This window comes from Embleya scabrispora DSM 41855, assembly GCF_000372745.1.
Taxonomy (GTDB): Bacteria; Actinomycetota; Actinomycetes; order Streptomycetales; family Streptomycetaceae; genus Embleya; species Embleya scabrispora.
The window spans coordinates 1-26,386 of the sequence record NZ_KB889679.1; the positions used below are offsets into that span (position 1 = coordinate 1).

General features: G+C 72.0%; 30 protein-coding genes. 10 read left to right on the forward strand and 20 right to left on the reverse strand.

Going from position 1 to position 26,386, the window contains the following annotated elements:
* A partial coding sequence (locus A3IC_RS0128615) for a response regulator (RefSeq protein ID WP_020553502.1) occupies positions 1-627 on the reverse strand: 627 nt, incomplete at its 3' end.
* Positions 624-1,877 (reverse strand): sensor histidine kinase, encoded by a 1,254-nt coding sequence (locus tag A3IC_RS57070; RefSeq protein WP_020553503.1) that lies wholly within the window; start codon positions 1,875-1,877, stop codon positions 624-626. The genes A3IC_RS57070 and A3IC_RS0128615, both read right to left, overlap by 4 nt.
* Positions 1,878-2,113: 236 nt before the next feature.
* Here A3IC_RS57070 and A3IC_RS0128625 point away from each other — a divergent pair, with 236 nt between their 5' ends.
* Positions 2,114-3,190: an ABC transporter permease gene (locus tag A3IC_RS0128625; protein ID WP_020553504.1), complete on the forward strand. Its 1,077-nt coding sequence runs from the start codon at positions 2,114-2,116 to the stop codon at positions 3,188-3,190.
* Between the two features lie 209 nt (positions 3,191-3,399).
* Positions 3,400-4,095, forward strand: a complete 696-nt coding sequence (locus A3IC_RS0128630; protein ID WP_026218856.1) for an ABC transporter ATP-binding protein — start codon at positions 3,400-3,402, stop codon at positions 4,093-4,095.
* A gap of 18 nt (positions 4,096-4,113) precedes the next feature.
* Here the strand turns inward: A3IC_RS0128630 and A3IC_RS71430 are convergent, their stop codons facing one another.
* From A3IC_RS71430 to A3IC_RS67670, 3 genes are all read right to left on the reverse strand, one after another.
* Positions 4,114-5,124, reverse strand: a complete 1,011-nt coding sequence (locus A3IC_RS71430) for an exonuclease domain-containing protein (protein WP_020553506.1) — start codon at positions 5,122-5,124, stop codon at positions 4,114-4,116.
* 66 nt (positions 5,125-5,190) lie between these two features.
* Complete coding sequence (locus A3IC_RS0128640; RefSeq protein WP_020553507.1) at positions 5,191-5,874, reverse strand: YidC/Oxa1 family membrane protein insertase; 684 nt, start codon at positions 5,872-5,874, stop codon at positions 5,191-5,193.
* Between the two features lie 216 nt (positions 5,875-6,090).
* Positions 6,091-6,390 carry a DUF6412 domain-containing protein gene (locus A3IC_RS67670; RefSeq protein ID WP_020553508.1) on the reverse strand — a complete coding sequence of 100 codons (300 nt, stop codon included), beginning with the start codon at positions 6,388-6,390 and terminating at the stop codon, positions 6,091-6,093.
* Between the two features lie 74 nt (positions 6,391-6,464).
* Between A3IC_RS67670 and A3IC_RS57075 the strand changes: the two genes are divergently transcribed.
* On the forward strand, positions 6,465-7,670 hold the full coding sequence (locus A3IC_RS57075; RefSeq protein WP_052173851.1) for a hypothetical protein: 1,206 nt from the start codon (positions 6,465-6,467) through the stop codon (positions 7,668-7,670).
* Positions 7,671-7,685: 15 nt separating this feature from the next.
* On the opposite strand, the gene A3IC_RS0128655 is transcribed toward A3IC_RS57075, so the two are convergent.
* Positions 7,686-8,291 carry a TetR/AcrR family transcriptional regulator gene (locus A3IC_RS0128655; RefSeq protein ID WP_020553510.1) on the reverse strand — a complete coding sequence of 202 codons (606 nt, stop codon included), beginning with the start codon at positions 8,289-8,291 and terminating at the stop codon, positions 7,686-7,688.
* A 176-nt stretch (positions 8,292-8,467) separates the two neighbouring features.
* Here A3IC_RS0128655 and A3IC_RS0128660 point away from each other — a divergent pair, with 176 nt between their 5' ends.
* The 5 genes from A3IC_RS0128660 to A3IC_RS57080 all read left to right on the forward strand — a co-directional run bounded on the left by A3IC_RS0128660 (position 8,468) and on the right by A3IC_RS57080 (position 13,871).
* Positions 8,468-9,262 (forward strand): acetoacetate decarboxylase family protein, encoded by a 795-nt coding sequence (locus tag A3IC_RS0128660; protein WP_026218858.1) that lies wholly within the window; start codon positions 8,468-8,470, stop codon positions 9,260-9,262.
* Positions 9,263-9,369: 107 nt separating this feature from the next.
* Entirely contained in the window at positions 9,370-10,260 is an 891-nt protein-coding gene (locus tag A3IC_RS0128665) for an SDR family NAD(P)-dependent oxidoreductase (RefSeq protein WP_020553512.1), read from the forward strand.
* Between the two features lie 6 nt (positions 10,261-10,266).
* On the forward strand, positions 10,267-11,598 hold the full coding sequence (locus A3IC_RS0128670; protein ID WP_040877323.1) for an amidohydrolase family protein: 1,332 nt from the start codon (positions 10,267-10,269) through the stop codon (positions 11,596-11,598).
* A gap of 6 nt (positions 11,599-11,604) precedes the next feature.
* Positions 11,605-12,891: an amidohydrolase family protein gene (locus A3IC_RS0128675; protein ID WP_052173852.1), complete on the forward strand. Its 1,287-nt coding sequence runs from the start codon at positions 11,605-11,607 to the stop codon at positions 12,889-12,891.
* Positions 12,892-13,067: 176 nt separating this feature from the next.
* Positions 13,068-13,871 carry an SAM-dependent methyltransferase gene (locus tag A3IC_RS57080; RefSeq protein ID WP_040877315.1) on the forward strand — a complete coding sequence of 268 codons (804 nt, stop codon included), beginning with the start codon at positions 13,068-13,070 and terminating at the stop codon, positions 13,869-13,871.
* Here A3IC_RS57080 and A3IC_RS57085 read toward each other — a convergent pair.
* The 7 genes from A3IC_RS57085 to A3IC_RS62805 all read right to left on the reverse strand — a co-directional run bounded on the left by A3IC_RS57085 (position 13,841) and on the right by A3IC_RS62805 (position 20,717).
* A complete protein-coding gene (locus A3IC_RS57085) occupies positions 13,841-14,278 on the reverse strand; it encodes a nuclear transport factor 2 family protein (RefSeq protein ID WP_020553516.1) in 438 nt (145 codons plus the stop codon). The genes A3IC_RS57080 and A3IC_RS57085 overlap by 31 nt on opposite strands.
* A 37-nt stretch (positions 14,279-14,315) precedes the next feature.
* The gene (locus tag A3IC_RS0128690) at positions 14,316-15,593 is read right to left on the reverse strand and encodes an MFS transporter (RefSeq protein WP_020553517.1); all 1,278 of its coding nucleotides are present in this window, start codon (positions 15,591-15,593) and stop codon (positions 14,316-14,318) included.
* A gap of 63 nt (positions 15,594-15,656) precedes the next feature.
* Complete coding sequence (locus A3IC_RS0128695) at positions 15,657-16,436, reverse strand: hypothetical protein (protein WP_158696136.1); 780 nt, start codon at positions 16,434-16,436, stop codon at positions 15,657-15,659.
* A gap of 143 nt (positions 16,437-16,579) precedes the next feature.
* Positions 16,580-17,737 carry a hypothetical protein gene (locus A3IC_RS0128700; RefSeq protein ID WP_020553519.1) on the reverse strand — a complete coding sequence of 386 codons (1,158 nt, stop codon included), beginning with the start codon at positions 17,735-17,737 and terminating at the stop codon, positions 16,580-16,582.
* An 88-nt stretch (positions 17,738-17,825) separates the two neighbouring features.
* Positions 17,826-18,335 carry a SigE family RNA polymerase sigma factor gene (locus A3IC_RS0128705; protein ID WP_020553520.1) on the reverse strand — a complete coding sequence of 170 codons (510 nt, stop codon included), beginning with the start codon at positions 18,333-18,335 and terminating at the stop codon, positions 17,826-17,828.
* 67 nt (positions 18,336-18,402) lie between these two features.
* On the reverse strand, positions 18,403-20,028 hold the full coding sequence (locus tag A3IC_RS0128710; protein WP_205353886.1) for a serine/threonine-protein kinase: 1,626 nt from the start codon (positions 20,026-20,028) through the stop codon (positions 18,403-18,405).
* Complete coding sequence (locus A3IC_RS62805) at positions 20,025-20,717, reverse strand: hypothetical protein (RefSeq protein ID WP_020553522.1); 693 nt, start codon at positions 20,715-20,717, stop codon at positions 20,025-20,027. Before A3IC_RS62805 ends, A3IC_RS0128710 begins: the two co-directional genes overlap by 4 nt.
* A 340-nt stretch (positions 20,718-21,057) precedes the next feature.
* On the opposite strand from A3IC_RS62805, the gene A3IC_RS0128720 reads away from it, so the two are divergent.
* A complete protein-coding gene (locus A3IC_RS0128720) occupies positions 21,058-21,861 on the forward strand; it encodes an SURF1 family cytochrome oxidase biogenesis protein (protein WP_026218861.1) in 804 nt (267 codons plus the stop codon).
* Between the two features lie 40 nt (positions 21,862-21,901).
* On the opposite strand, the gene A3IC_RS0128725 is transcribed toward A3IC_RS0128720, so the two are convergent.
* Positions 21,902-22,660, reverse strand: coding sequence for an SIR2 family NAD-dependent protein deacylase (locus tag A3IC_RS0128725; protein WP_020553524.1), 759 nt, complete (start codon positions 22,658-22,660; stop codon positions 21,902-21,904).
* A gap of 81 nt (positions 22,661-22,741) precedes the next feature.
* On the opposite strand from A3IC_RS0128725, the gene A3IC_RS0128730 reads away from it, so the two are divergent.
* Complete coding sequence (locus A3IC_RS0128730) at positions 22,742-23,503, forward strand: SDR family oxidoreductase (RefSeq protein WP_020553525.1); 762 nt, start codon at positions 22,742-22,744, stop codon at positions 23,501-23,503.
* 58 nt (positions 23,504-23,561) lie between these two features.
* Here A3IC_RS0128730 and A3IC_RS0128735 read toward each other — a convergent pair whose 3' ends face one another.
* The 6 genes from A3IC_RS0128735 to A3IC_RS0128760 all read right to left on the reverse strand — a co-directional run bounded on the left by A3IC_RS0128735 (position 23,562) and on the right by A3IC_RS0128760 (position 26,249).
* Positions 23,562-24,194: a hypothetical protein gene (locus tag A3IC_RS0128735; protein WP_020553526.1), complete on the reverse strand. Its 633-nt coding sequence runs from the start codon at positions 24,192-24,194 to the stop codon at positions 23,562-23,564.
* A 7-nt stretch (positions 24,195-24,201) separates the two neighbouring features.
* Positions 24,202-24,828 carry a DUF6286 domain-containing protein gene (locus A3IC_RS57095; RefSeq protein ID WP_020553527.1) on the reverse strand — a complete coding sequence of 209 codons (627 nt, stop codon included), beginning with the start codon at positions 24,826-24,828 and terminating at the stop codon, positions 24,202-24,204.
* Positions 24,825-25,181, reverse strand: a complete 357-nt coding sequence (locus tag A3IC_RS57100; protein WP_020553528.1) for an Asp23/Gls24 family envelope stress response protein — start codon at positions 25,179-25,181, stop codon at positions 24,825-24,827. The genes A3IC_RS57095 and A3IC_RS57100 overlap by 4 nt, the downstream gene beginning before the upstream one ends.
* On the reverse strand, positions 25,181-25,363 hold the full coding sequence (locus A3IC_RS0128750; protein WP_026218863.1) for a hypothetical protein: 183 nt from the start codon (positions 25,361-25,363) through the stop codon (positions 25,181-25,183). The genes A3IC_RS57100 and A3IC_RS0128750 overlap by 1 nt, the downstream gene beginning before the upstream one ends.
* A gap of 119 nt (positions 25,364-25,482) precedes the next feature.
* Positions 25,483-25,761, reverse strand: a complete 279-nt coding sequence (locus A3IC_RS0128755) for a hypothetical protein (protein ID WP_020553530.1) — start codon at positions 25,759-25,761, stop codon at positions 25,483-25,485.
* A complete protein-coding gene (locus A3IC_RS0128760; RefSeq protein ID WP_020553531.1) occupies positions 25,758-26,249 on the reverse strand; it encodes an Asp23/Gls24 family envelope stress response protein in 492 nt (163 codons plus the stop codon). Before A3IC_RS0128760 ends, A3IC_RS0128755 begins: the two co-directional genes overlap by 4 nt.
* Positions 26,250-26,386 lie beyond the last annotated feature (137 nt).

Here is a 26,386-nt window from a genome sequence, read left to right on the forward strand (position 1 = left end):
CCCCCGCCCCAGCACCCCCCGTTGCACCGCCGCCGCCACCGCCGCCGTGCGGGAGTCGACGCCGAGTTTCGCGTAGATGTGCACCAGGTGGGACTTGACGGTGGCCTGGCTCAGGAACAGCGCCCTGCTGATCGCCAGGTTGGACAGGCCGTCCGCGACCAGCGACAACACCTCGGTCTCGCGCGTGGTCAGCGTCGGCAGCGGGTCGCGCAGCCGACTCAGCAGGCGACCGGCGATCCGCGGGGCGAGCGCCGATTCGCCGGCCGCGGCGGTACGTACCGCGGCGGCCAGTTCCTCGGGCGGGGCGTCCTTGAGCAGGTAGCCCAGCGCGCCCGACTCGACCGCCGCCAGGATGTCCGCATCGGTGTCGTACGTGGTCAGCACCAGTACGTGCGGCGCGTCCGGCAAGGCCGTGATCGCCGCCGTGGCCGTGTTCCCGTGCATCCCACCCGGGCGGAACCGCAGGTCCATCAGCACCACGTCCGGCGCCAGCGAACGGGCCAACTCGATCGCCCGCTCGGCGGTGTCCGCCTCGCCCACCACCGCGAAGTCGGGCTCCGCCGCCAGCACCGCGCGCAGCCCCGCCCGCACGATCGGATGGTCGTCGGCCAACAACAACCGGATCACCGCTCCGCCCCACCCCGCACCGGCAACGGCACCGAAACCGGCCCCGAAACCGAATCCGAATCCGAACCCGAACCCGCACCCGGCACCGGCACCGGCACCGGAAACGTCACCGCGATCGCCGCCCCCTGCCCCTGCCCCGGCCCCGACTCCACCGTCAGCACCCCACCCAACTCGGCCGCCCGCGTCCGCATCGCGGCCAGCCCGAACCCGGTACCGGCCGACCCACTCCCGCCGCTCCGCCCCGATCGCCCGGCCGGATCGAAGCCTCGCCCGTCGTCCACCACGTCCAGGGTCACCGACGCGTCCATGTGGCTCAGCGTCACCTCGGCCCGGGACGCCGCCGCGTGCCGCACGGTGTTGCCCAGCGCCGACTGGGCGATCCGCAGCAGCGCCACCTCGACGGCGGTCGGCAGTTGCACCGCGTCGCCCGTGTTGTGGAAGCGCACGTCCAGTTCCGCCTCGGCCGCGGTCCGCGCGCACAACCGCTCCAGCGCCGCCGGCAGCGAGGACCCGTCCAACTCCGGCGGAGCCAGCGCCCGGACGAACCGGCGCGCCTCGGCCAGGTTGTCGGTCGCGGTGATCCGGGCGAGCCGCACGTGCCGGTCCGCGGCGAGCGGATCCGCCGGCAGCGCCCGCTCCGCCGCGCGCAGCAGCAGCTGGATGCTGCTGAACCCCTGCGCGAGCGTGTCGTGGATCTCTCGGGCCAACCGCTCACGCTCCGCGAGCACCCCGGCATGCCGCTCGGCCGCGGCCAGCGAGGCGCGCGCCGCGACCACGTCCTCCACCAGCCGGCGGCGCTCCTCGCTCTCCCGGTGCAGCGCCTGATAGCCCAGTACGGTCGCCATCGCCACCGCCGCGCCCAGTACCGGGCCGAGCACCATGCCCATCGCCAACCCGCCGCGATGCACCCCGTAGCCCACGATCGCGAGCACCGTCAGCCCGGCTACCGCCGGTACCGCGAGCCGCACCGGCAACAGGTGCGGAACCAGGAAGAACAGCGGGAACGCGAACCAGATCCCCTCCGCCGTCAGCGCGTAGAACCCGCTCCAGGCCAGCGTCAGACACCCCAGCCACACCATCGAGGCGCGCCGCGACGGGCCCACCGAGGGCAGCAGGTTGCCGGCCGCGTACACCCCGGCCGTGACCGCCGCACCGACCACGATCAGCGCGGCCCGCCCGTTGGACGCGTCCGCGCCGACCAGTGCGCGCAGTGCCGCGACGGCGAGGAGCAGCAGCACGAGCCCGTGCATACAGGCACGGAGTGCGCGGGGGACCCGAGTCGGGGTGATGGTGGGGTACATATCGGGTCAAGGGTAAGCGGGGCGGGTGTAGGCGGCATCGATCGAAAGGTTGATCCGGGGGCGGACAGCTCGATCGATGACGCTGCGGTTGCCGAGGACGAAGGTTGGGTTGTCCGCAACCGCCGGACGGGCTGATTTCGCCTTCCCGCCCGCGGATCTTCCCAGCCAGGAGGCCCCGACCCACCGTGTTCGTCGCGCTGCGAGACCTCGTGTTCGCCCGAGGGCGGTTCGCCCTGATGATCGTCACCGTGGTGTTGATCACCGCACTCGTCGGCCTGGTGTCCGGGTTGACCGTCGGGCTGGGGCGGGCCAACACGTCGGCCGTCGACGCGCTGCCCGCCGATCGGCTCGCGTTCGCCGCGCCCGCGTCCGGGCAGGGCGTCTCGTTCGCGGACTCGGCCGTGGACGAGAGCCAGTGGCGGCGCTGGGCCGAGCAGCCGGGGGTGCGCTCGGCGGCGCCACTGGGCATCGCGATGACCCGGCTCGGCGTCGGCGAACGGACCGCTGCCGCCGCCGCGTTCGGTGTCGAGCCCGGCGGGCCGCTCGCGCCGCGAGCACTGGCGCCGGGCACCGTCGTACTGTCCCGGCCACTGGCCGAGGATCTGCACGTCGCGGTCGGCGCCCGGCTGACCGTCGGCGCCGACACGTCGCTGACCGTCGCGGCCGTGGTGTCCGGGTCCTCGTACAGTCACGCGCCGGTCGTGTGGACCACCCTGGCCGACTGGCAGCCACTGCGCCCGGGGCCGCAGCGCGGTGGGCCACACGCGACGGTGATCGCGCTCGACCTGGCCGGCGCGCACACCGCGGCGGCCGACCGGGCGATCGGCACCCGGACCACCTCGATCGGCGACGCCCGAAGCGCGATCGGGTCGTTCACCGCCGAGAACGGGTCGCTTCAACTGATGCGCGGATTCCTGTTCGCCATCTCGGCGCTCGTGGTCGGCGCGTTCTTCACCGTGTGGACGATCCAGCGGGCCGGCGACATCGCGGTACTCAAGGCGCTCGGCGCACCCACCGGCTATCTGCTCCGGGACGCGCTCGGCCAGGCGTTCGTGGTGCTGCTGGTGGGCACCGCCCTGGGCACCGGGGCCGCCGCGCTGTTCGGCGCGGTCGCGCCGGAGGGCGTGCCGTTCGTGGTGGACACGTCGACCACGCTGCTTCCGGCGGCCGTACTGATCCTGCTCGGCATGGTCGGCGCCGCCCTCGCCATCCGCCGGGTCACCGCCGTCGACCCGCACACCGCACTGAGCGGCATCCGATGAGCCATCCGACGCGGCACGGAGCCCAGCGGCCCGCGTGGCGCCACCCCACCCTGTCCCGCCCCAACGAGCCCGAACGCCCGACCCGACCGACCCGACCGACCCAACCGTCCCAACCGACCCAACCGACCCAACCAACCCACTCGACCGGCCCGACCCACGACACCCGATCCGTGTCCCACACCGGCACCGGCGAACCCGAGAGGCACCCGATGCGCCCGTCCCCCGGCCTCGAACTCGCCGACGTCACTCTCACCTACCCCGACGGCGACGCTCGACTGACCGCCCTGGATCGCGTCTCGCTGTTCGTGCCGCCCGGCACGCTGACCGCCGTGGTCGGGCCGTCCGGTTCCGGCAAGTCCAGTCTGCTCGCCGTCGCCGCGACGCTGACCCGGCCGGACGACGGCAGGGTGGCGATCGCCGGCCGCGACGCCGCGGCGCTGTCCGCCGCCGAACGCGCCCGAATGCGCCGCACCACGATCGGAATCGTGTTCCAACAACCGAACCTGCTCGCGTCGTTGACCTGCGTCGAGCAGCTCCAGGTGATGTCGCACCTGGCCGGGCGCAGTGCCCGCCGGGCCCGCGCCCGGGCGCTGGACCTGCTCGACCGGGTCGGCCTCGCGGAGCACGCCGAGCACCGTCCGCACCGGCTCTCCGGCGGCCAGCGGCAACGAGTGAACATCGCCCGGGCCCTGATGAACGAGCCGGCCGTGCTCCTGGTCGACGAACCCACCAGCGCCCTCGACCACGAACGCGGCGCCGCCATCGTGGCGTTGCTCACCGAGCTGACCCGGGCGAACGGCACGGCCACCGTCCTGGTCACCCACGACCACAGCCATCTACCGTACGCCGACCGGGCGTTGGAGCTGATCGACGGTCGTCTCGGCGCCCTCGCGACGAACCACTGACGCCGCGACCGAAACCACCTACGCCCCTGTCTCCGGCCGCCACGCACTCGACCCCGAACGCTCCCGCCCGTCCTCCGGCCGCCACGCGCTCGACCCGGAGCGTCCCTGCTCCCCTCCCCGCCCCTCCTCCGGCCGCCACGCGCTCGACCCGGTCGACGTGCCGGGCAGGCTCGGCGATCCCGGCCCGTCCGGACCGCCGGGAATCACCGGCCAGTTCGGGTCCACCACCGCCCCGCCGTCCGGGTTTCGGCGGTCGAAGTACTGCTGGAGCGAGGCCGCCTGCTCCGCGTACCAGTGGGCCTGCTTCTCGTGCAGCGTGTGCAGCGAATCGGCGGCCAACTCCGGGAATCGCGCGCCCAGATCCTGGGCGAGCAACAGACACGCGAGCGCGTCGCCGTCGGCGGTGTGCGCGTCGGTGAGCACCACCTCGTAGAACGCGCTGGTGGCGGCCAGCGTGCGCTTGCCTCTGCGGTAGCGGTCCAGTTGCTTGTCGATCACCAGCGGGTCGATGATCGGTGCGGTGTACGGCAGTTGCGGCAGGTTGTGGCGGTGCAGCTCGGTCTGCAGGATGGTCAGGTCGAACGGCGCGTTGTAGATCGCGATCGGCGTGCCCGCCGCGAGGTATTCGGCCATCGCCGTACCGATCTCGGCCAGGCACAGCGCGGGTTGGCGCCCTTCGGCCCGGGCCCGTTCGGTGCCGATCCCGTGGATCGCGGTCGCCTCGGCCGGGATCTCCCGCTCGCCCGGGTCGAGCAGCCAGGACCGCCGGGTGCCGGCCGAGTCGACGAGCGCGGCGGTGACGATGAAGTCGGTGTGCGGGTCCACGCCGGACGTCTCCACGTCGAACGCGGCCATCGGCCCTCGATGCCAGCCGTCGTGGTTGCCCCGTGGCGGTGCGGCGGGCTTGGGCTCGCCGCAGGTCGCGCAATATGTCACCCACTTGCCGTCGTTGCGCACCAACAGGCCGTCGCCGGCCTTGACGTAGGTCGTGCACGTGGCACAGGTCGCGCCGAACTTGTTCGTAGCCATGGGGTGCTCATTTCCGATCGCGGCTCAGATTCACGTCGTCACTGCGCGAAACGACTGCGCGAAACGCTAGTGCCCGGGTACGACGCGATCAGCGCGCCGGGTGGCCAACCGGCGCAGCAACGGGCGTTCGGCGGTGGTCCACGCGGTGCTCGTGAGCAGATACAGGCCGGCCGCGAGCGGCACCAAGGCCGCGGTGAGCACCGTGCCGAACGGCATCCACCGCACCAGTGCGGGCGCGTCCGGGACGGCCGCGGCGGCGCGGTGCTGCGCGTAGGCCACACCCGCGAGCAGTGCCAACAGGCCGACGAGCACAAGCGCGTGCGGTCCGCCGAGTCCGGTCACCGGATGCAGGCCCAGCGGCGCGCCGGCCAGCGTGTGCTCCAACAGGGCGCGGTCGCCGCTGAACAGACGGTACGTCAGGAACAGGAACGGCAGGCCGGCCAGCGCCGGCAGGATGCCGGCGAACATCGAAGTGCCGGACTGCCGGTGCAACGCGGCCAGTTCACGTCCGAGCCGCTGCGGGTCCTTGGCGTGCTTGTCGCGAAGCCGGCGGACCTCGGGGGCGAGTCGGGCGCGGGCCACCTCGGCCCGGGCCTGGGCGTAGCCGAGCGGAACGAGGGCGAGTCGCACGCATGCGGTGAACACGACCACGGCGCCGGCCATCGAGCCGGTGCCGAGCAGCGGCGCGAGCGCGTCCGCGAGCGTGAGCAGGACGTCGTGCGCGACGCCGAGAACGGGGATGCCGAACATGGAAGGGCCTTCCGTGACGCGGGAATCAGGGCTGCGTCAGGGCGGCGCGCCGAACCTTCGAAACAGGAAGGTCGTGCCGAATCTCCGGAACGAAGCGTGTCGAACCTCCGAAACGAAGCGTGTCGAACCTCCGAAACGGACCGTGTCGAATCTCCGAAACGAACCGTGCCGAACCTCGAAACGAACCGTGCCGAACCTTCGAAACGAAGATCGGGATCAGCAGGCCGCCGAACCCGCTCCCGGTGCTCTGGGCCGCGACCGGCCCGGCCCGTCGGGATCACGCGAAGGCAAAAAGGCCAGCCGATCGGCCTGTTCGCGCAATACCGCACCACGCACCCGCGCCCGCTCGGCGGACGGCGCCCACGAGACGGCGAAGCAGGCCAGCGCGAGCACCACGGTCACCGCGACGGCGACCAGTGCGGGCAATGTCCCGTCCACGAACAACCCGAAGCCGACCAGCGCGAGCAGCGTCGCGAACAGCGACGTCGACGCGGTGGTGGGGTCCGGGCGGTGCATGGGCGCGATTCTAATCGAACCGGCATCGAGGTGTGTGGTGAGCGCGGACACACGTTCGTGCCAGGATGACCCCCGTGCGCGTGCTGCTAGGGGACGGCTTCGGGGTGACGTCACGTCAGATCGCGATGGCGATCGGGCGATGGGGGCAGGACGTGGCGGTGCTCGCGCCGCCCGGTCGGCCGGCTTTCGGACGCCCGCGGTCGGTGGTGGCGGTGCACGAGGTGCCGGCCTTCGGCGTGGATCCGTGGGCGTGGCTGGCCCGGACCGAGGCGGTGCTGCGCGCCGAGCCGCACGAGGTGCTGCTGGCCACGAACGCACACGTCGCGGTGCTCGCCCGCGAACCGGATCGCGTCACCGCGCTCGGTGTCGCCCTGGCGGTGCCCCCGTTCGCGGCACTGCGCCGGGTCGCGGACCGGGCGTCGGCCGCGGCCACGCTCACCGAGATCGCGATGCCGCAGCCGGCCGGGACCGTGGTGGTGCACACGGCCGAGGAGTTGCGCCAAGTCGCCGATCCGCCGCTGTTCGTGAAAACCCTGCCCACCGCGTACCGGGTCGAGCGGCGCGAGCAACTGCTGCGGCTGGCCGACACGTTGGAGCAGGACGGGGCGTTTTCGGACGGCGCCGGCGTGTTGGTCCAAGAGCCCGCCCAGGGCCCGGTCCTGTCCGCCCAGGCGGTCTTCGAGCACGGCCGACTGGTCGCGGTGCACGCGTACGAACACCTGCATGCGAGCGCGGTCAAGCGCAGCGTGGTGCTTCCCGAGGTGCGCGAGCAGGTCGCGATGCTCGGCGGCCACCTCGGCTGGCACGGCGGCCTGTCGCTGGACGCGGTGCGAACCGCGCACGGCCCGGCCTGGCTCGACGTGCGCCCCCATCTGACCGAGCCGGGCAACGCGGCCGCCAGTGGCACCGACCTGGTCGCGGCGCTGATCGCGGTCTCCCGAGGCGAGGCTCCGGCCTCGATGCCGTGGGGCCGCCCGGACGTGCGCACCCGGCAGGCACCGGGCGCACTGACGAGCGCCGCGCGTACGGGCCGGCGCCGGGTCGGCCGCGAGCTGGTTCGGATCGTGCTGCGCAGGGGTCCGTACCGGGACGCGGTCGAGGAGACCCTGAGCCTGCGCCGCGAGCCGCGCCGGATCGGCGGCTCGCTCCTGCGGACCACCGCCCTGCTGGCCGCTCCCGCCCGCACCCTGGCCCGGATCGACGCGCGACAGGCCCAGGACGCCCTGTCCCCCGCCGCCTGGCGCCGCATCCTCGCCGGCGCGCCACCACGCGTGCCCTGACCGAGCGCGCCGTCCTCACCCCAGCAGCGACTCCACCAGCGCCCGCACCGACAGCACGAACAATCGATCACCGTCGGTGACGTTGCTCAGGCTCGCCGCCAGTTCCGGGTCCTCCAGCGCCAACTCGCCGCGCCAGTGATCCACGGCGGGCGGTTCGGCCGCACTGTTCTCCAGGGCCCGCTCCAGCATCACGAAGCCGGCGATCTGGTACTGCACCGCCTGTACCGCCTCACCCGCCCGCGCGCCGCGCAGCCCGGCCGCCGTCATCTCGCGCACCAGCGCCTTGCGGGCGGGCAACATCATCAGCGATTCCAGACCACGCTCGCGGACCAGGCCGACCAGGTGCGGGCGCTCCAGGATCATCCGCCGACACGATCGCGCGATCGACACCACCCGCTCGACCGGCGTGCTCCCGTCCACCGAGATCGCGCCCATGTCCGCGATCACCCGGTCCACCAGTTGATCCACCAGCACGTCGCGGTTGCCCACGTGCCAGTAGATCGAGGTGACGGCGACGCCCAACTCGGCGGCCAGTTTGCGCATGCTGAGGTTCTCGATACCGGATTCCATGACGAGACGCATGGCGGTGTCGAGCACGGTGTCTCGCGTGATCCTGTCCATCACGTCCCATTCTCGCGTCCGGACGGGCCCGCCCGATACACGGGCAACCACGCCGCAGGTCTTTACCTCACCGACCCACCGGTGTAACAGTGTTACAGAGCAACCGGCACCACCGCGCACGGAACCGGGGAATCGGTCCGCGCGCAGCCCTCGCACGAGCGGAAGAGGTGAGGTACGTGGCACGCATTCGGTACGGCGCCCGGCCGGCGGAGACGCTGAAGAAGTCCTCCCGGGAACGGTCCAGCCTCCCGGAGATCTGGTCCACCGGCGTGATGGCGATCTGGGAGACCGATCCCGAGGTGATCACGGCGATCCTGCCGCCGCCGCTGGTCCCCGCCGACCGCCCGCTGGTGCGGGTGAACATCTCCGGCTGCGACATCAACGGCTACCCGCTCGGCGCGGGTGCGGTCGCGGTCCGCTGCAAGCACGGCGACATCGAGGGCGACTACACGCTCACCATGCCGATGACCACCGAGCGCGCGGTGATCGGCGGTCGCGAGGTGTTCGGCGAGCCGAAGAAGCTGGCCGACGTCAAGGTCGAACGGAGCGGCGACGAGGTCGTGGCCACCGTGAACCGCATGGGCGTCACCTACGTCGAGGTGCGCGGCACGGTGGTCGAGGAGCTGGCCACGCCCGAGCCCCGACAGACACTGAGCTTCTACTACAAGTTCCTGCCCGCCGTGGACGGCGACGGCTTCGACGCCGACCCGATGCTGGTGCACGTCACCCGCAACGAGCGCACCCGCAGCGCGCACCGCCTGGACGGCGAGGTGATCCTGCGCGACTCGGACTTCGACCCGGTCGCCGACCTGCCGGTGCGCAAGCTGATCTCGATCACGCTCAGCGAGCGCACCTCGGATCAGCAGGGCTTCGTCGCCGAGCACGTCAAGGCCGACCTGGTGCTCCCGTACATCCACCAGCGCTACGACGACGTGCAGCAGATCACCGACGATCCGCCGCCCGCGAAGTAGCTCCCGGCAGGCAAGGCAGGCGAGGCAGGCGCGCCAAGCACGCCAAGCACGCCAAACATGCCAAGCAGGACAGGCACGGCAGCGACGACAGCAAGGGATCGGGACACATGCTCCAGGAATTCGACGGCAGAGTCGCCGTCGTCACCGGTGCCGCGAGCGGCATCGGGCTCGCCATGGCCGAGCGGTTCAGCGCAGAGGGCATGAAGGTCGTGCTCGGCGACATCGAGCAGGGCGCGCTGGACAAGGCCGTGGCGCGGATCACCGACGCGGGCGGCGACGCGATCGGGCACATCGTGGACGTGTCGGTGCGCGAGTCGGTGTTCAAGCTGGCCGACGCCGCGTTCGAGCACTTCGGCGCGGTGCACGTGCTGTGCAACAACGCCGGGATCGGCTCGGGCTCCGAGGGCAAGATGTGGGAGCACGATCCCAAGGACTGGGACTGGTGCTTCGCCGTCAACGTGTTCGGCGTCTTCAACGGCATCCAGGCGTTCGTCCCGCGGATGCTCGCGCAGAACACCCCCGGACACATCGTGAACACCTCCTCCGGCGACGGCGGCATCGCGCCGCTGCCGAACGCGTCGGTGTACGCGACCACCAAGGCCGCGGTGGTGACCATGACCGAGGCGCTGTACGCGCAACTGGGCCAGGTGCACGCGCAACTCGGCGCGTCCGTACTGTTCCCCGGCCCCAAGATGTTGCGCACCGGCCTGTGGGAGTCCTACCGCAACCGGCCCGAGCGGTTCGCCAAGTCGGTGCCGCGCAAGACGCCGTACAACACGCTCGACGCGTGGGAGAAGGCGATGCGCGACGCGGGGCAGGAGATCGAGTTCACCCCGGTCGAGTCGGTCGCGGCCGACGTGCTCGACGGCATCCGGGAGAACCGGTTCTGGATTCTGCCCGCCAGCGAGCACAGCGACGGGCAGATCACCGCGCGGTCGCAGAGCATGCTCGCCCGCAGCAACCCCTCGTACCTCGAAACCTTCGTCCTGGACAAGTGAGTGACGATGACTGAGCACACCGAGCACGACGAACTCACCACCCCCTACACGATCATCTCCTCGGACACCCACGCCGGGCTGCCGACCGAGCTGTATCGCGACTACCTCGCGACCAGGCACCACGCGGCGTTCGACCGGTTCATGTCCGAGCGCGAGGCGCAGCTCAAGGCGATCACCGACCTGGGCGTGCGCAACGAGGACTTCGCGGCGAACTGGTTCGAGACCAACGAGGAGGTGCTGCGCAGCGGTTGGGAGGTGGACCGGCGCGACCTGGAGTTGGACAAGGACGGCGTGGTCGGCGAGGTGATCTTCCCGGACGCGGACGCCGTCGAGTCGCGTACGTGCGTGCCGTTCGGCGCGGGCCTGGGCCTGTCCGGCGACATGGATCCGGAACTGGGCCTGGCCGGCGCACAGGCGCACAACCGCTGGTTGGCCGAGTTGTGCAAGACCAGCCCGGAGCGGCGGCGCGGGGTCGCGCTGATCCCGATCACCGCGGCGATCGAGGACGTGCTCGCGGAGATCCGCCGGATCAAGGCGGACGGCCTGGGCGCGGTGATGATCCCGGCCATGTGGATGAACCAGACGCCCTACCACGACCGCAGGTACGACCCGGTGTGGGCGCTGTGCGAGGACCTGGAGCTCCCGGTGGTCACCCACTCGGGTCCGGCCGACCGCGAGGCGTACGGAAACCACCTGGGCATCTACGTCACCGAGGTCACCTGGTGGCCCTCCCGGCCGCTGTGGTTCCTGCTGTGGTCCGGCGTCTTCGAGCGCTTCCCGCGGCTGCGGTTCGGGGTGACCGAGGCGGGTTGCTGGTGGGTGGGCAACCTGCTGTGGTTCACCGACCGGCTGCTGCTGGGCTCGCGCGGCGCGGCCAAGTTGGCCGGGTTCGAGGAGATCAAGCTGCTCCCGAGCGAGTACTTCGACCGCAACTGCTTCATCGGCGCGTCCAACACCAAGCGGCGCGAGATCGGCATGCGCTACGAGATCGGTGTCGGCAACATCTGCTGGGGTAACGATTTCCCGCATCCCGAGGGCACCTGGCCCGAGACGCTCAACATCTTGCGCAAGACGTTCTCGGACGTACCCATCGCCGAGACGCGCGTGATGCTCGGCGAGGCGGTCGCGGATGTGTACGGCTTCGACCTGGCCGCCCTCAGGCCGCACGCCGAGCGGGTCGGGGTCACCCCCGCGACGCTCGGTCAGGTGAACGAGGACGGATCGGCGAAGGACCTGACGACCAAGTGGGCAGCAGCCGCCGAGATCGGCCGGCACTGGCTCACCGGACACGACACGGGCGCCGCGATCAACCCCAACGCGGAAGCCCTGGAGGTCTGATCCCCCATGACTGACAGCACCACCCCGCTCCCCGTCCCGAGCGGCCCCCCGACGGGAGACCACCCCGAGCGGTACACGGTGATCTCGGCCGACTGCCACGGCGGCGGCGAGATCCACGGCTATCGCGACTACCTGCCCGCGCGCCTGCACGCCCGGTTCGACGCGTGGGTGAGCGGCTACGAGATTCCCTACGAGGACCTCAAGGGCGATCTGGGTCCGCGCAACTGGGACTCCGACCGCCGGATGCGCGACCTGGAGGCGGACGGGGTGGTGGCCGAGGTCATCTTCCCCAACACGGTGCCGCCGTTCTTCCCCAAGCCCTCGCTCACCGATCAGCCGCCGGCCGCGAACGCGGGCGATCTGGCGCTGCGTTGGGAAGGACTGAAGGCGCACAACCGCTGGATGGTCGACTTCTGCGCGGCGACGCCCGGACGCCGGGCGGGCATCGTGCAGATCATGCTGCACGACATCCCGGCCGCGGTGGAGGAGATCCGCTGGGCCAAGGAGGCCGGGCTCACCGGCGGCGTGCTGCTGCCGGGCACCCCGCCCGGTTCCGGCCTGGTGCCGATGTTCGACTACGCGCACTACGAGCCGCTGTGGCGGGTGTGCGAGGAGTTGGGCATGCCGGTGAACCACCACACCGGCTCGGCCGCGCCGCCGGCCGGGGACACCGACGTGGACAAGGTGGTGTTCCTGACCGAGGTGTCCTGGTGGGCGCACCGCGCGTTCACCCACCTGGTGGTCTCCGGCGCGATGGATCGCCACCCGGAGCTCCAGTTCGTCTTCACCGAGCAGGGCACTGCCTGGATCCCCGAGGAGACCCGGCGGCTGGACTACTACTGGCACCGGATGAGCACCGCGGTCGGCTCCCAGGAGTACGAGTGGGGCAGTGCGCTGGTGGGCCGGATGGAGCTCAAGCCCAGCGAGTACTGGGCCCGCCAGTGCCACGTCGGAGCCAGCTTCCAGCGCCCGGCCGAGGCCAAGCTGCGCTACCAGGTGGGCGTGGACCGGATCATGTGGGGCAGCGACTACCCGCACAAGGAGGCCAGCCATCCGTTCAGCCGCGAGGCACTCCAGCTGACCTACAACGGCATCGACCCGGTCGAGGTCGCGGCCATGGTCGGCGGCAACGCGGCGAAGCTGTACGGCTTCGACCTGGCCGCACTGGCCCCGATCGCGGCGAAGGTGGGTCCCCGGGTCGACCAGGTGTGGGCACCGCTGGCGCCCGAGGACATCCCGGTCGGCGCGGACAAGTGTCCGGCGTTCGTCGGTGCGGCGGGCATCAAGCCGTAGCCGCGACCGTCCCGCGGCGGTCCCGGCGTCCGGGGACCGGAACACCTCGTTCCGATCTCGTCGACGCCGGAACCGCCGCGGGCATCCGGCGGGTGTGATGCCTCGCACAGGGCCGCCAACCGTCGGGCCGGCGATTTTTCCGGTGAATCGCGCCGGCACGCTTTAGAGTCCGAGCCATGACTCGACCGGACTGGGCTCCAGAGCACATCGACATCACGCGCGCCAGCGTGGCCCGCGTCTACGACTACGCGCTCGGCGGCGCGCACAATTTCGCGGTCGACCGCGAGGCCGCCGAACTGGTCACCCAGGCGATGCCCGAACTGCGCGACGTGCTGCGCGGGAACCGGGTGTTCCTCACCCGCGCCGTGCACCACCTGCTGGACCTGGGCATCCGGCAGTTCCTGGACCTGGGCTCGGGCATCCCGACGGTGGGCAACGTGCACGAGATCGCGCACAAGGCCGATCCGGACGCGCGGGTGGTCTACGTGGACAACGATCCGGTCGCGGTCGCGCACAGCCAGGCCCTGCTCGCGAACAACCCGAACGCGACGGTGGTGGGCGCCGACCTGACCGATCCGGCGAAGGTGATCGACTCGCCCGAGGTGCGCAAGCTGATCGACTTCTCCCAGCCGGTCGGCGTGCTGATCGTGTCGGTGCTGCACTTCATCCCGGACGAGGTGGACCCGCCGGGTGTGGTGCGCCAGTACATGGACGCCACCGTGCCCGGCAGCCACCTCGCCCTCTCGCACGCGCACCGCAGCGACGAGCGCCCGGCCGGGATGGACCGTGCGCTCAGCGAGTACTCGTCCAACGTGCAGCAGATGCACGCTCGTTCGCACGACGGCATCCTGGCCATCTTCGGCGGCCTGGAACTGCTGCCCGCCCGCCTGGTCCCGGTGGACGTGTGGGGCCCCGAGGGCCGGCTCGGCGACCCCGAGGTGAAGCTGCCTCAGCTGGCGGGCGTCGCGGTCAAGGCCTGAGCGGCCGGTACCGGGTTGTAGAACTCGCGCTGGCCCACCACCAGACCGTCCCGGAAGGCCAGCACCGCGATGTAGGTGTTCGCGTAGGCACGGTCGGTGGGCCTGGCCCGCCCCTCGCCGGTGAACTCCACGATCACGGTGTCCGGGTCCACGCAGTCGTGGACCCGGGTCACCGTCAGGCGCAGCTCGAAGATGCCGAGCGCGACCTCCAGATAGGCGTCCACCGCGTCCTTGCCCTCGATCCGTACCGGCGGCGCGGCGTACGGGAATTCGAGCACGACGTCGGGGTGGTAGCAGGCCACCTGGGCGCTCCGGTCGCCCGCGCTCACCGCCGCGAGCAGCCGCTCGGCGATCCGGATGTGCTGCGCGCGTCGCGCCCCAGCCTGTTCGTGGTCGTTGGCGTCCATGGCCGCAGCGTGGCCCATGACGGCTGCCGAAGGAAGATCAAGCGGTGGCCGGTCGTCCCTCCCAGGCCGGCACCGCGCGAGTCTCCGGCAGCGCGGAGAAGCACGCCACACTGAGCGCCGCGGCCGCCGCGAGATAGGCCGCGACGCTCCACGGGGTGCCGTCGCCCCGGGCCAGTTCGGTGGCCACGATCGGGGTCAGCGCGCCGCCGAACACGCCGCCCAGGTTGTACGCGGTGGATGCGCCGGTGCATCGCACGCGCGGTTCGAACAACTCGGACAGGTAGGTGCCGATCACCGAGAACATCGTGATGAAGGCGATCAGCGTGCCCAGGCAGGCCAGCGTCATCCACACCGGATCACCGGTGGCCAGCAGCCCCAGCATCGGAAACGCCCACAACCCCATCGCCGTACAGCCCGCCACACACAGCGGCTTGCGCCCGTACCGATCGCCCAGCAGCGCGAACAGCGGCGTGGCGACGGCCTTGCCGACCACCGCGACCATGATGCACGCGAGCATCGTGGTGCGCCCGACCGCCAATGTGTCGGTGGCGTAGTGCAACGACCACGTCGTGGTCAGGTAGAACCCCACGTAGCCGCAGGTCAGCGCGCCGGCGACGAGCAGGATCAGCCGCCAGTGGCCACGCACCACCTCGGTGAACGGGCTCGCCGAGAGCCCGTCGGTGGCGGCCAGTTCGACGAACGCCGGGGTCTCCTCGATCGAGGCGCGCAGCAGCAGCCCGATGCCCGCGAGCACACCGGCGAACAGGAACGGCACCCGCCAGCCCCACGCCTGGAACTGTGCGTCGCTCAGCACCCCCGACAGGGTCAACATGAGGCCGTTGGCGAGCAGGAACCCGATCGCGGGGCCGGCCTGCGGGAAACTGCCCCACAGCGCCCGCCGGCCCGGCGGCGCGTGCTCGGCTGCCAGCAGTACCGCGCCGCCCCATTCGCCGCCGACCCCCAGCCCCTGGCAAAAGCGCAGCAGCACCAGCAGGATCGGCGCGGCCAGGCCGATCCGGTCGTAGGTGGGCAACAACCCGACCAGCACCGTCGCGATGCCGGTCAGCAGCAACGAGCCGACCAGGACCGGGCGCCGCCCGCGCCGGTCGCCCAGCCGGCCGAACAGCACCGAGCCCAACGGCCGCGAGACGAACCCCACCGCGTAGGTGGCGAATGCCGCGAGGGTGCCCGCGATCGGCGAGAAGCCGGGAAAGAACAGCGGCCCGAGCACCAGGGCCGCGGCCGTGCCGTAGACGAAGAAATCGTAGAACTCGATCGACGTGCCGGCGAAGGACGCCGCCGCGATCCGGACCATGGAGACATTTCGCGTCACACCCTGCCCAACGATCGGGTGGGAGTGTGGTCACCCGTGCGGGCGTCACCCGTCCGGGGCGGTCTGCCGTGCCTTTCCCTGCGTGTCGCGTTGGACAGGGGTTCGGGCATCGCCCAGATCCGCCAGCCACGGCGCGCCGGCGTCGTCGCCCACATGTCCCAGGGCCCAGGCCGGGTTCTGACACATCGCGGTCTGCACGATCTGAGTGCCCGGCAAGGTCACCGGCCAGCACAGCAGATGACCGGCCAGCCACCAGAACTTGCCGAGCACCGCCACCGAGAGGTCGTCCTCGCCCGGCGGCCGGTCCCGGTACTCGTGCCGGTACCAGGTGCGCACCACCTGCGGCCAGGTCTGCTCGGCGATCACCGTGCCGTCCCGATCGCGCAGCGGACCGCCCCGAAACGACACGTCCCGGGCGATCCGGTGGGTCACCCGCAGGCCCAGCGCGCGCCGCACCGGAGTGAGCACGATGGTCACCCCGCCGCACACCGACCAGGTCAGCATCGACGGCCACAGGCCGAACGTCAGGAACAGCACCGCGCCGGCGACGCCGAGCGGCAGGCCGACCGCGCGCGCCGCGACCGGTTCCGCGTACACCTTGAGCGGCGTGATCGGGACCCGGAAGACGGTGTCGGGAGTGGTGGCGTAGCGCGACTCGTCGAAGTCGAGCGCGCGCGCCCGGCGATGGGTCCGGGTCTGGAACCACGGCAGGGTCAGGGACAGCACCGCGCCGGCGACACCGAGTACAAACCAGGGCAGGGACACCTCGGGCAGTTCCATCGCCACGTCACCCCTTCGCGCGTCGATGTCTCCACGGTCGCCCATGGCAGCCCCCGGACGGAAGAGCACAGCCGCGACAAGTGGCAGAAAATGTGCGGCTCCGCCCGGATGGACACCGATCGAAGGGCACGCGTCGCGGCGCCGGCGGCCTGCTTCGGCCTACCCGGACGGCGCCGCCCGCGCCTGCCTCATCCGTCCCATCGCGGCGAGCCGGCCACTTCCGCCAACTCGGCCAAGGTGAGGGCCGGTTGGCCCACCGCACCCGTCGGATCGCCGCGCACCTCGAGGTAGAGCGCCCGACCGCCCGGGCGAAGGACCAGGAGCGAACGCGACTCCACCCGGCCGTCGACCACCGCCTGATGGGCCACCCCGGGCAGGCCGTCCGCCGACTTCACGTTCGCGCAGAAATCGACGTCCGGTGGCGGACAACTCGTCAGGACAGCGGACGTGGTCGAGCGCAACCGCACGGTCAGCACGGAATCGTCCCTACCCACACGGGTCACCGGAAAGGTGACCGGTGCCGTGCCCGAGGCAGGGCCCACCTTGACGGCACGAGGCAGCGGGGAGTCGGAGCCGACGAAGACATTCCGGTCGACCGGCAAGGCGTCGTCGCCGAACCGGGTCCACACCGGATGGCGAGCGATCGCGATCATCTCCGTGGTGCCCAGGGCGACAGCCGCCGAAAGCGCCTTCGCACCGACATACACGTGCACCTGTACCGCGTCGGCTCGCGTGTACACCACCTGACGGGACACGCGCTGTCCGTCCGTTCCCACGGGGCCGACGGACATCGTGAGCGTGCCCCCGTCCGGCTCCGGCGAACGGGTGCACGTGTACCCGGGAGGGGCGTTGGGCGCGCAGTGCGCACCCCACCACAGGTCCTCGACCGATCCGGGCAACGGGCGGGTGAGTTCCACCGCGAGCGACGTGGAGCCGCCGGGTCCGGTGTAGGTGCCGGAGATCCGGGAGTCGCCCGGCACCGGGGCCGCGCCCTCCGGCTCGAACCGGTCGGTGCGACCGCCGCCGGGCAGCGCGGTCCGCAGGTACGGAATCAGCTCACGGCCCAACGGCAGTCGCCCCGTCGGCGCGACCGCGGCCGGCCCCTGCTCGTCCACCGATCGGCCGAACGCACCGTCGAGCACGCTCGATCCGCCGATTTGGCCCAGCACGACCGCCAGCACGGCGACCACCGTCGCGCCGACCGCCATCCGCGTCCGGCGCTGCTGCCGGCCGCGCCGGATCCCGCGCTCGATCAAATCGGGGCTGGGCCCGCGAAACTCGGCCACGGCCGAGCGCATCGCATCCGGCAGATCCCGCTCGAACCGCTCGTCGGCACGCACGCTCATCGAATCCTTCCCGTCGATGCGACGCCGTTCGGGAAACCGCGCCGACCCCACCCCGGGCACCGCCGCGGGATCCCGCTCTCGCCGCCGGTCAACACGCCATGCCCAAATCGACCAGTTCGGCGCCGAGCAGCGCTCGCAGCCGGTCCAGGGCCCGCTTGGCACGCACCCGGACCGCCACGGGGCTGATCCGCAACACCTCCGCGGTCTCCTCCACCGAGCGGTCCTCCCAATAGCGCAGCACCAGCACCACCCGATCCGCGGGTGACAGCCGGGCCAGGCCCTGAAGCAGGGTCAAGCGCAGCTCGATGTCCGCGCCGACGACCGGGGGCGGTTCCGGCAACACCTCGCTCGGACGCTCGGACGAGCGCTTGAGCCGACGCACGGACAAGAACGTGCGCACCAGCGTGGTGTGCGCGTAGGCGACCGGCGCCTCCATGTGCCGAATCCGCCGCCAGCCCCGGAAGAGCTTGCCCAGCGTTTCCTGTACCAGGTCCTCGGCCGTGTGCCAGTCCCCGGTGAGCAGGCAGGCCGTGCGCAGCAGTTGGCCACTGCGGGCCTGCGCGAACTCTTCGAAGTCCGCGCCGCGATCCCCCGTCATGCCGCCTCCGCGCCTCGGTGTCGTGCGAATAACGCGTCGACCCGCCGCGGGCGTTACACCCCCCGTGTCACCGGCGGCGGTAGCCGGTCACACCGTGGATGCGGGCCAGGTGCCCGCGCAGCGTGGACACCCGGGGGTGTTGCGGTCCCAGGCGGTGCTCCTGTTCGGCGAGCAGCGGCACCAGCACGCTCTCGGACTGGTACGGGTCGCCCAGCGCGGCGAGCAACAACCCGATCCGCTCGCGCAGGTCGAACCCCTGGTACACGTCGGCCTCGGGGACACGCCGATGCAGGTCCAGCAGCCGCCGGTACTCGCCCAGCGCGGCGGGCAGTTCGCCCAATTCCTCCAGGCACGCCGCGACCTGTCGGCCGTACTCCATCGCCTCCGCGTCGGTCGGCCCACCGGACGCCGCGAACACTGCCGCGATGTACTGCAACTCCGGGAGGGCGCGCCGGAACCGACGGTCCGCCAGCAACGTGTCGGCGAGCGCCTGCCGCAACCCCAGGACGAGCGGGTCGTGTTCGCCGTGCCGGGCGATGGCGACCGGCAGCGCCGCGCCGAGCACATCCACGGCCTGGGTCAGCGCACCCTCGCCGAGCAGCCGATTGGCCTCGTCGAGCGCGCTGCGCACGTCCGGCACGGGCGGCGCGGCGGAGGGCACCGCGGCCCAGTCCGGATCCGGGCGCGGCGGGTGGGCCGCGGGGCCGGCGCTCATCGCCCACGGCGCGGCCGGCCGCTCGGGCACCGCCGCGCGTACCGGCCCGGGCAGGCCCGGCAGCGGCTGCGGCGCGGCCGGGAAGCGCAACGGGCGGGTCGGGTCCATCGGCGCGGTCGGCGCCAGCGCGTCGCCGTTGCCCGCGGGCAGCAGCGGCACGAGCAGCCGGTAGACCTCCTGCGCGTTCGCGGGCCGCTGATCGGGCTGCTTGCCCAGCAGGTGCAGCACGAGCCGGTCCAGCCCGGCGGGGGTGTCCGGGCGCCGCGCGCCGAGCGGCTCCGGCGTGCCGTTGAGGTGCCCGAGCATCACCGAGGCCATCGTCGGCCCGGCGAACGGCGCCTGTCCGGCCAGCATTTCGTAGAGCAGACAGCCGAGTGCGTACAGGTCGGTGCGCGGCTCGACGATCCCGTTCATCTGCTCGGGCGCCATGTACGCGGGCGAGCCCGGCATCGCGCCGGTCGTGGTCAGCTTGGTCGACTCCGGATCGAGCACCGCGGCCACGCCCAGGTCGAGCACCTTGACCGTGCCGTCCCGGCGGACCATCACGTTGCGCGGCTTGAGGTCGCGGTGCACGACCGGTACCGCGTGCACCGCGGCCAGCACCGAACAGATCTGCGCGGCCACCGCGACCGCCCACTCCCACGGCACCGGTTGGTTCTCGGCGATCAGGTCGGCCAGGTCGCAGCCGTCCAGGAGTTGCATCACCAGATACAGGTCGCCCTCGTCGGCGCCGCCGTCGAACACGGTGACCAGGCCCGGGTGATCGATGCCCGCGGTCACCCGGCACTCGCGCAGGAAGCGCCGTTCCATCGCGCCTCGGTCACCGGCGGCGTCCACCAGGTCGGTGCGCAGCAGTTTGACCGCGACCCGGCGCTGCAGGGTCTGGTCGTATGCCTTCCAGACCTGCCCCATGCCGCCTCTGCCGATCGCCGTCGACAGTTCGTAGCGGCCCGCGATCACGCGACCGGGAATGCTCATCGGGGTCCTCCGGGGTTGCCGCCGTCCTGTTCGCGCAACCGTTCGCTGAGTCCCTGCAACCGGGCCCGGGCCCGGGCGGCGGGATCGTCGACGGGCGGCGGGCCGGCGACGGGTGGCGGGGCGACCGGCCCGCGCGGGTCGGCGGGCGCGATCGCCGGGCCGGGCCGCGGATAGCCGGGCGGGGCCTGCGGCGGCGGGGCCGGCCGGTAGGGCTGCGGGTGCGGGTGCGGATACGAGTGTGGATGCGGCCCGACGGGCGCCTGCTGCTGCCACGGCGCGTACCCGGCCTGCGCGTGCGGCTGGTGGGCGCGCGCCGCCTTGGCCCAGCGGGCCGATCTGACGCACCACCAGACCGGCACCGCGACCATCAGCACGAGCAGCATGATCGTCCCGACGTCGTCCAGGATCGTCTGTGGTTCGGGGCCGCCGGCCGCCTTGCGCGCGCGCTCCTCGTCGTCCGACTCGGTGGCCACGACCAGGCATACGAAGGCGAGGACCACGCTGACCGCGATGCCCGTGAGGATCACCCAGTCCCAGCGCCTGCGGGTGCGAATGCCCGACACGAGCGGGGGGACCCAGGCCAGCAACCCGATCGAGACGAACGGTAGGACGGCGAGCCCGATGAGCCCGAACCAGTGACCGGCGGTACCGCGTCGACCGGGCACCGGATCGCGCGACGGACCTTCCATGCTGTGTGACTCCCGAGGCTGTGTGACTCCCGAGGCCGGCCGACTCCCCCGCAGGGTGAATCGATGCCGCGTCCGCACCCGGTCTACCGGGAGTCGCGGGCGATGGACCGGGAGACGGCGTGCCGGAAGCCTATCGGCGGGACCGATCGGCCGGCTGCCGACCTGGAAAGCAGGACGCGGCGACCGGTACCGGGTCCTCGACGGGTCCCGACGGCCGAAGGCGCGGCGCCCGCGCCGGCCGCGAAGCGACGAGACGCCGCAGCGTGTGCGACCGGCCGCGGGTGCCGCCGGCACGCACCCGGCGGGACGCACCGGGCACGGCGAGGGGTACCGTGCTCGGGTGTACCGCTTCCTGCTGACCCCGCGCTGGATCGCGATGGCGCTGCTCGTCCTCGTGCTGGTCCCGATCATGGTCGAGCTCGGCTTCTGGCAGTTCCACCGGCACGAGCACAAGGTCGCGCACAACGACCTGATCAGTGCCAACATCGAGCGCAAGCCGGTGCCCGCGCAGGATGTCCTCGCCGTGGGCCGCAAGTTGCCCGGCGATCTCCAGTGGCGCCGGGTCACCGTGACCGGCAGGTACGACACCGAACACGAGATGCTCGCGCGCAATCGGTCGCAGGACGGCGTGCCCGGCTTCTACGTGGTCACCCCGCTGATCACCGCCGACGGCCGGGCGCTCCTGGTCGATCGGGGCTGGGTGAAGAACCCGCCCACCGCCACCGACCGGCCCGAGGTGCCGCCGGCGCCGAGCGGTCAGGTCACGGTGACCGGCCGGCTGCGTCCGGACGAGACCCGCAAGGACTCCGGCATCCGTGATCTCGCGCTGCCCGACGGTCTGGTGATGCGGATCTCCGGCTTCGAGCTGGCCGCGAAGCTGCCGCACCCGATCTTCGGCGGCTATGTCGAACTCACCGAGCAGACCCCGATGGCCGCGAAGGCGCCGGCGCTGATCCCGGAGCCGGACGACGAGGACCTGGGCCCGCACCTGGCCTACGCGGTGCAGTGGTGGATCTTCGCGTTCGCCCTGGTGGCGATGTTCGTCAAGCTGGTGCGCAGCGAGGCCAAGGAGCTCGAAACCGAACTGGCCGCGCTGGACCAGGAGACCTCGGCCCCCGCGTCCGACGAACCGGCCAAGGTCTGAGCGGCGGCGCCCCGGGCCGGGGCGCCGCGGCGTGAGCGCGTCACAACCCCTTGACCAGCTCCGGGAGCACCTCGCCGATCGGCTCGCGGATCACCGCGTCGGCGACCCGGTCGTAGGGCGTCTGCCCGGCGTTGACGATCACCAGCCTGGCGCCCGCCTCCTGCGCCACCCGGCACAGCGACGCGGCGGGCTCGACCTGGAGCGAGGTGCCGATGGCCAGGAACACGTCGCCGATCTGCGCGGCGATCGCGGCCCGCTCCAGCACGCCGTGGTCCAGCCCCTGACCGAACATGATCGTCGCGGTCTTCTGGATCCCGCCGCAGCGCACGCAGCGCGGGTCGTCCTCGCCCATCGCCACCCGCTCCAGCGCCGCGTCCAGCGTCGTGCGCGCGTCGCACTCGGTACACACCACGTAGAACATCGTGCCGTGCAGCTCGATGATCTTCTCCGGGCCGGTGCCCGCCCGTCGATGCAGGCCGTCCACGTTCTGGGTGATCAACGCGTTGAGCCGACCGGCCCGTTCCAGCGCGACCAGCGCGGTGTGTCCCGCGTTCGGCCCGGCCAGCCGCGCGGGGTTGTCCCGACGCAGCAACCACGAGCGGCGGCGGATGTCCTCGTCGCCCATGTAGTAACCGTAGGTGACCAGCTTCTCCGCGTCCGGGTCCTTGGTCCACACGCCCTGCGGGCCCCGATAGTCGGGAATGCCGGAGTCGGTGGAGATGCCCGCACCGGTGAGCACGGTCACCCCGTCGTCGGCCGCCCGGATCCACTCCCGCACCACGTCGATCTGCTCGGTCATGCCACCGAGGGTAGCGACCTGCCCACCTGACGGCCTGTCATTTACCCCGCGCCGGGGCCGGCAGCGGGCAGGATGGGGGACATGGATCTTGGACTGCGCGATCGCGTATATCTGGTCACCGGCGGTACCCGCGGCCTCGGCTTGGCCACCGCCCGCGCGCTGGTGGACGACGGCGCCCGGGTTGTGGTCACCGGGCGGGACGAAAAACGCGCGGCGGAGGCCGTCACCGCACTGGGCGGACCCGAACAGGCGCTCGGGATCGCCGCCGACAACGGCGAGAGCGGTACCGCCGAGCGGCTGGTCGCCGCGGCGCTGGCCAGGTTCGAGCGGCTCGACGGTGCGCTCGTGAGCGTCGGCGGCCCGCCCGCCGGCGCGATCACCGCGGTCGAGGACGACCAGTGGCGGGACGCGTTCGAGTCGGTGTTCCTGGGCGCGGTCCGACTCGCCCGGGCGACCGCCTCGGCGCTGGGCAACGGGGGTTCGATCGGCTTCGTGTTGTCCTCGTCGGTGCGCCAGCCGATCGCCGGGCTCGGCGTCTCCAACGGCCTGCGCCCGGGCCTGGCGATGGTGGCCAAGACGCTGGCCGACGAACTGGGCCCGCGCGGCATCCGGGTGTTCGGGCTGCTGCCCGGCCGGATCGACACCGACCGGGTACGCGAGTTGGACGCGCTGAGCGGTGACGCCGAGGCGGCCCGGGCCCATCAGGCCCAGTCCATCCCGCTGGCCCGCTACGGCACCCCGGAGGAGTTCGGCCGAGTGGCCGCGTTCACCCTGTCCCCGGCCGCGTCCTACCTGAGCGGCGTGATGATCCCGATCGACGGCGGCCTGGCCCGTTCGTTGTGACCCCGCCGGGCCCGGAACCCGAGCGGACGGGCCCGGGACACGTCCCGGGCCCAGGGGCCTAGTCCAGGTGCCGCTTGGGCAGGCCCCGGCTGGTTCGCAGGTTCAGCACCGTGGGCAGCGTGGGCAGGCCCACCGCCTCGCGCGCGTTGGGCAGCACCCGATCGCGCACCGCGCTCAGCAACGTGCGTGGTTCGGCGCCGGGTTCGGCCCGGACCAGGACGCGCAGCGTCGGGCCGTGCCGATGGCGGACCAGATGCGCCGAGGCGTGTTCGATGCCGTCCACGTAGGACAGGTCGTCCTCGATCGCGTCGGCGAGCGCGTTGCCGGCCACGGTCAGCGTGTCCGCCTCGTCGCCCACCATGCCGAAGCCGGTGCCCAGCCCGGACGGACCGTCGCCGGCACCCGCGGTGGTGTCGCGGACCCGCAGCGACCGCACCGGCCGCCGGCCGAACTGCGCGAACAGCCACCACAGGGCGAGCAGCAGAATCAGTCCCGGCACGCCGAAGGCGACCCACCACCACCAGCCGTGGTCGGTCAGCCGCTCGGCCTGACTCGTGGTGATGAACGGCTTGTCCGCCGTGTGCACCAGATCGGGATACCAGCCTCGGCCGCGCGCGGCGAGCCCCAGGCCGCCGCCGATCAGCCCCAGTCCGACGAGGAACAACAGGATCCGGTTGCAGACTGTACGCATGCCCGCCTCACCTCCCGCTCACGGGCTGAAGACGCAGATCCACGCGAGGCACCCGGGCCAGCGTGAGCGCGTTCGCGCGTTCCTCGAGTCGTTCGATCAGCTCGTCGTGCAGGTCGTCCGGGTCGCGGAAGTGGTAGTCCACCCGCAGCACCGCCTTGCGTCGGCCCATCCGCACCCGCGCGTCCAATACGCCCGAGGAAGCCAGCGCGGTGTGCCGCAGGAACGAGGCGGCGGTACGCCGGGTCATGTAGACGGTCATCGCGTCGCCGGGCGAACGCAGCCGCAGCAGGCTGCGCCGGCCCGGGGTGACCGCGAGCACGATCAGCCACAGGCCCAGCACCGCGGCGATCAGCCCGGCGACGATGGTCCAGTTGTCCCGCCACACGTGCGTCTGGGCACGCTCGAGCAGATCGCGCGACCAGCGCGGGGCCCGATCGATCCGGGCCGTCACCCCGATGTACAGCGCGGTGCCGGTGACTCCGCACACGAGCAAGGCGACCAGTCCGGCCGGGAGGCCGCGTGTCGACCAGGCCCGGCGCACCTTGGCACCGTCGCCCCAGTCGTCGGTCGCCCCCGCCGACGTGTCGGCCGGCGAGGCACCCGAGAGCACCTCCGGTGCAGCCTCCAGGCTCACTCCACTCTCCTCTTGCCGTGCCCCCCACGGGTCAACCGGCCGACCGTCACGTCCACCCGCACCACCGGCATCCCGGTCAGGTACTCCACGTCGGCGCGCACCCGCTGCCGAATCGTCCGGACGATCTTCACCACGGGCCCGGGATAGGGCACGTCCACGTCGAGATCGACCGTCGCATGGTCGTGATGCATGGTGGCGCCCGCGCGCGGGGCGCGCAGCACGGTGTCCGGCGCGGCCTCGGTGGTGGCCTCACGCGCCGCGCGGGCGGCGATCTTCTCCACCACGCGCCCGCCGATCTGCAGTACTCCGCGATCCGCGGCCGGCGCCAGGCCCTCCGCCGGTACCGCTCGCATCAGCGCCGCCGGTTGCGCGAGCTGAACAGCTCGCCGAGGTCGAGGTCGCCGTCCAGGAAGCGGCCGACCAGGAAGCCGACCACCCCGAGCGCGGCGACCAGGAGAAAGGCCCCGAACCCGCCGATCGCGGCGGCCAGGCCGAGGGCCATGCCGACCAGCAGGCCGACCATGGGTGTAGTCATTGGCGAACGACTCCTCACTGAACCGACCATTGGTTGTTGTCGACGGTTGTCGTCGACCCCGTCGGGTCGGGTGCCGAAGGACCGCACGGGTTGCGCCGAGCCGCCTGGCACCCCGCCCGCTACTCGACGCGCGGGTTTTGGCGCCGTCGATGCCGCTCCGTCAACTGCCGCCAGAGCCGACCCGGCAACCGGCCGCGGCGGTAGACCGTGGTCTCCGCCGCGGCCCCCGAGCGAACCGGCGCCGGTGGCCCGGCCGCGTCGATCAGCGCTCTGTACCGCTCCAGGCCGGCGACGAATTCCTCCGGGTCACCCCCACGATCGGGATGGCTCGCGCGGATGAATTCCCGGTACTCGCGCAGCAGTTGTCGCCGCGCGTCGTCGCCGGGCCCGGCCGTCACTGAAGCTGGCGCTCCTTGGAGTCGTCTCCGTCGTACTCGATGTGGATGTCGTCCACCGCGATGTTGACCTCGACCACTTCGAGCGCGGTCATCCGCTCGACGGAGTCGATCACATTCTCGCGGACCGCCTGGGCCAATTCGGCGATGGGCACGCCGTAATCCACGACGATGTTGAGATCCACGGCACATTGCCGCTCGCCCACCTCGACGCTGACGCCCTGCGCCACGTTGGGCTTGCCCCCCGGGATGCGCTGGCGCACCGCGCCGAACGCTCGGGCCGCGCCCCCACCGAGCGCGTACACGCCCGGGATCTCCCGGGCGGCGATGCCCGCGATCTTGGCGACCACGCCGTCCGCGATGGACGTGCGGCCCTTCTCGGTGGCCAGCTTGACGACCTCCGTGGAACGAGCCCCACCGCCCGGCGAACGCTCGTCGTCCTTCTGGAGCGCCTGCGTGCCGGTCTTGCCCTGGGTCGTTGCGTCTGTCATCGGCGCACTTCCTTCCTCGACTGCCCGAACCATGCGACCGGAACCCCACTCGGTCCCGCTTGACATCGGTGCCCCCTGCCGGGTTCACCACACCTGTACGACACACACACCGGGCGAACGTCACGCGTCGATCGGAG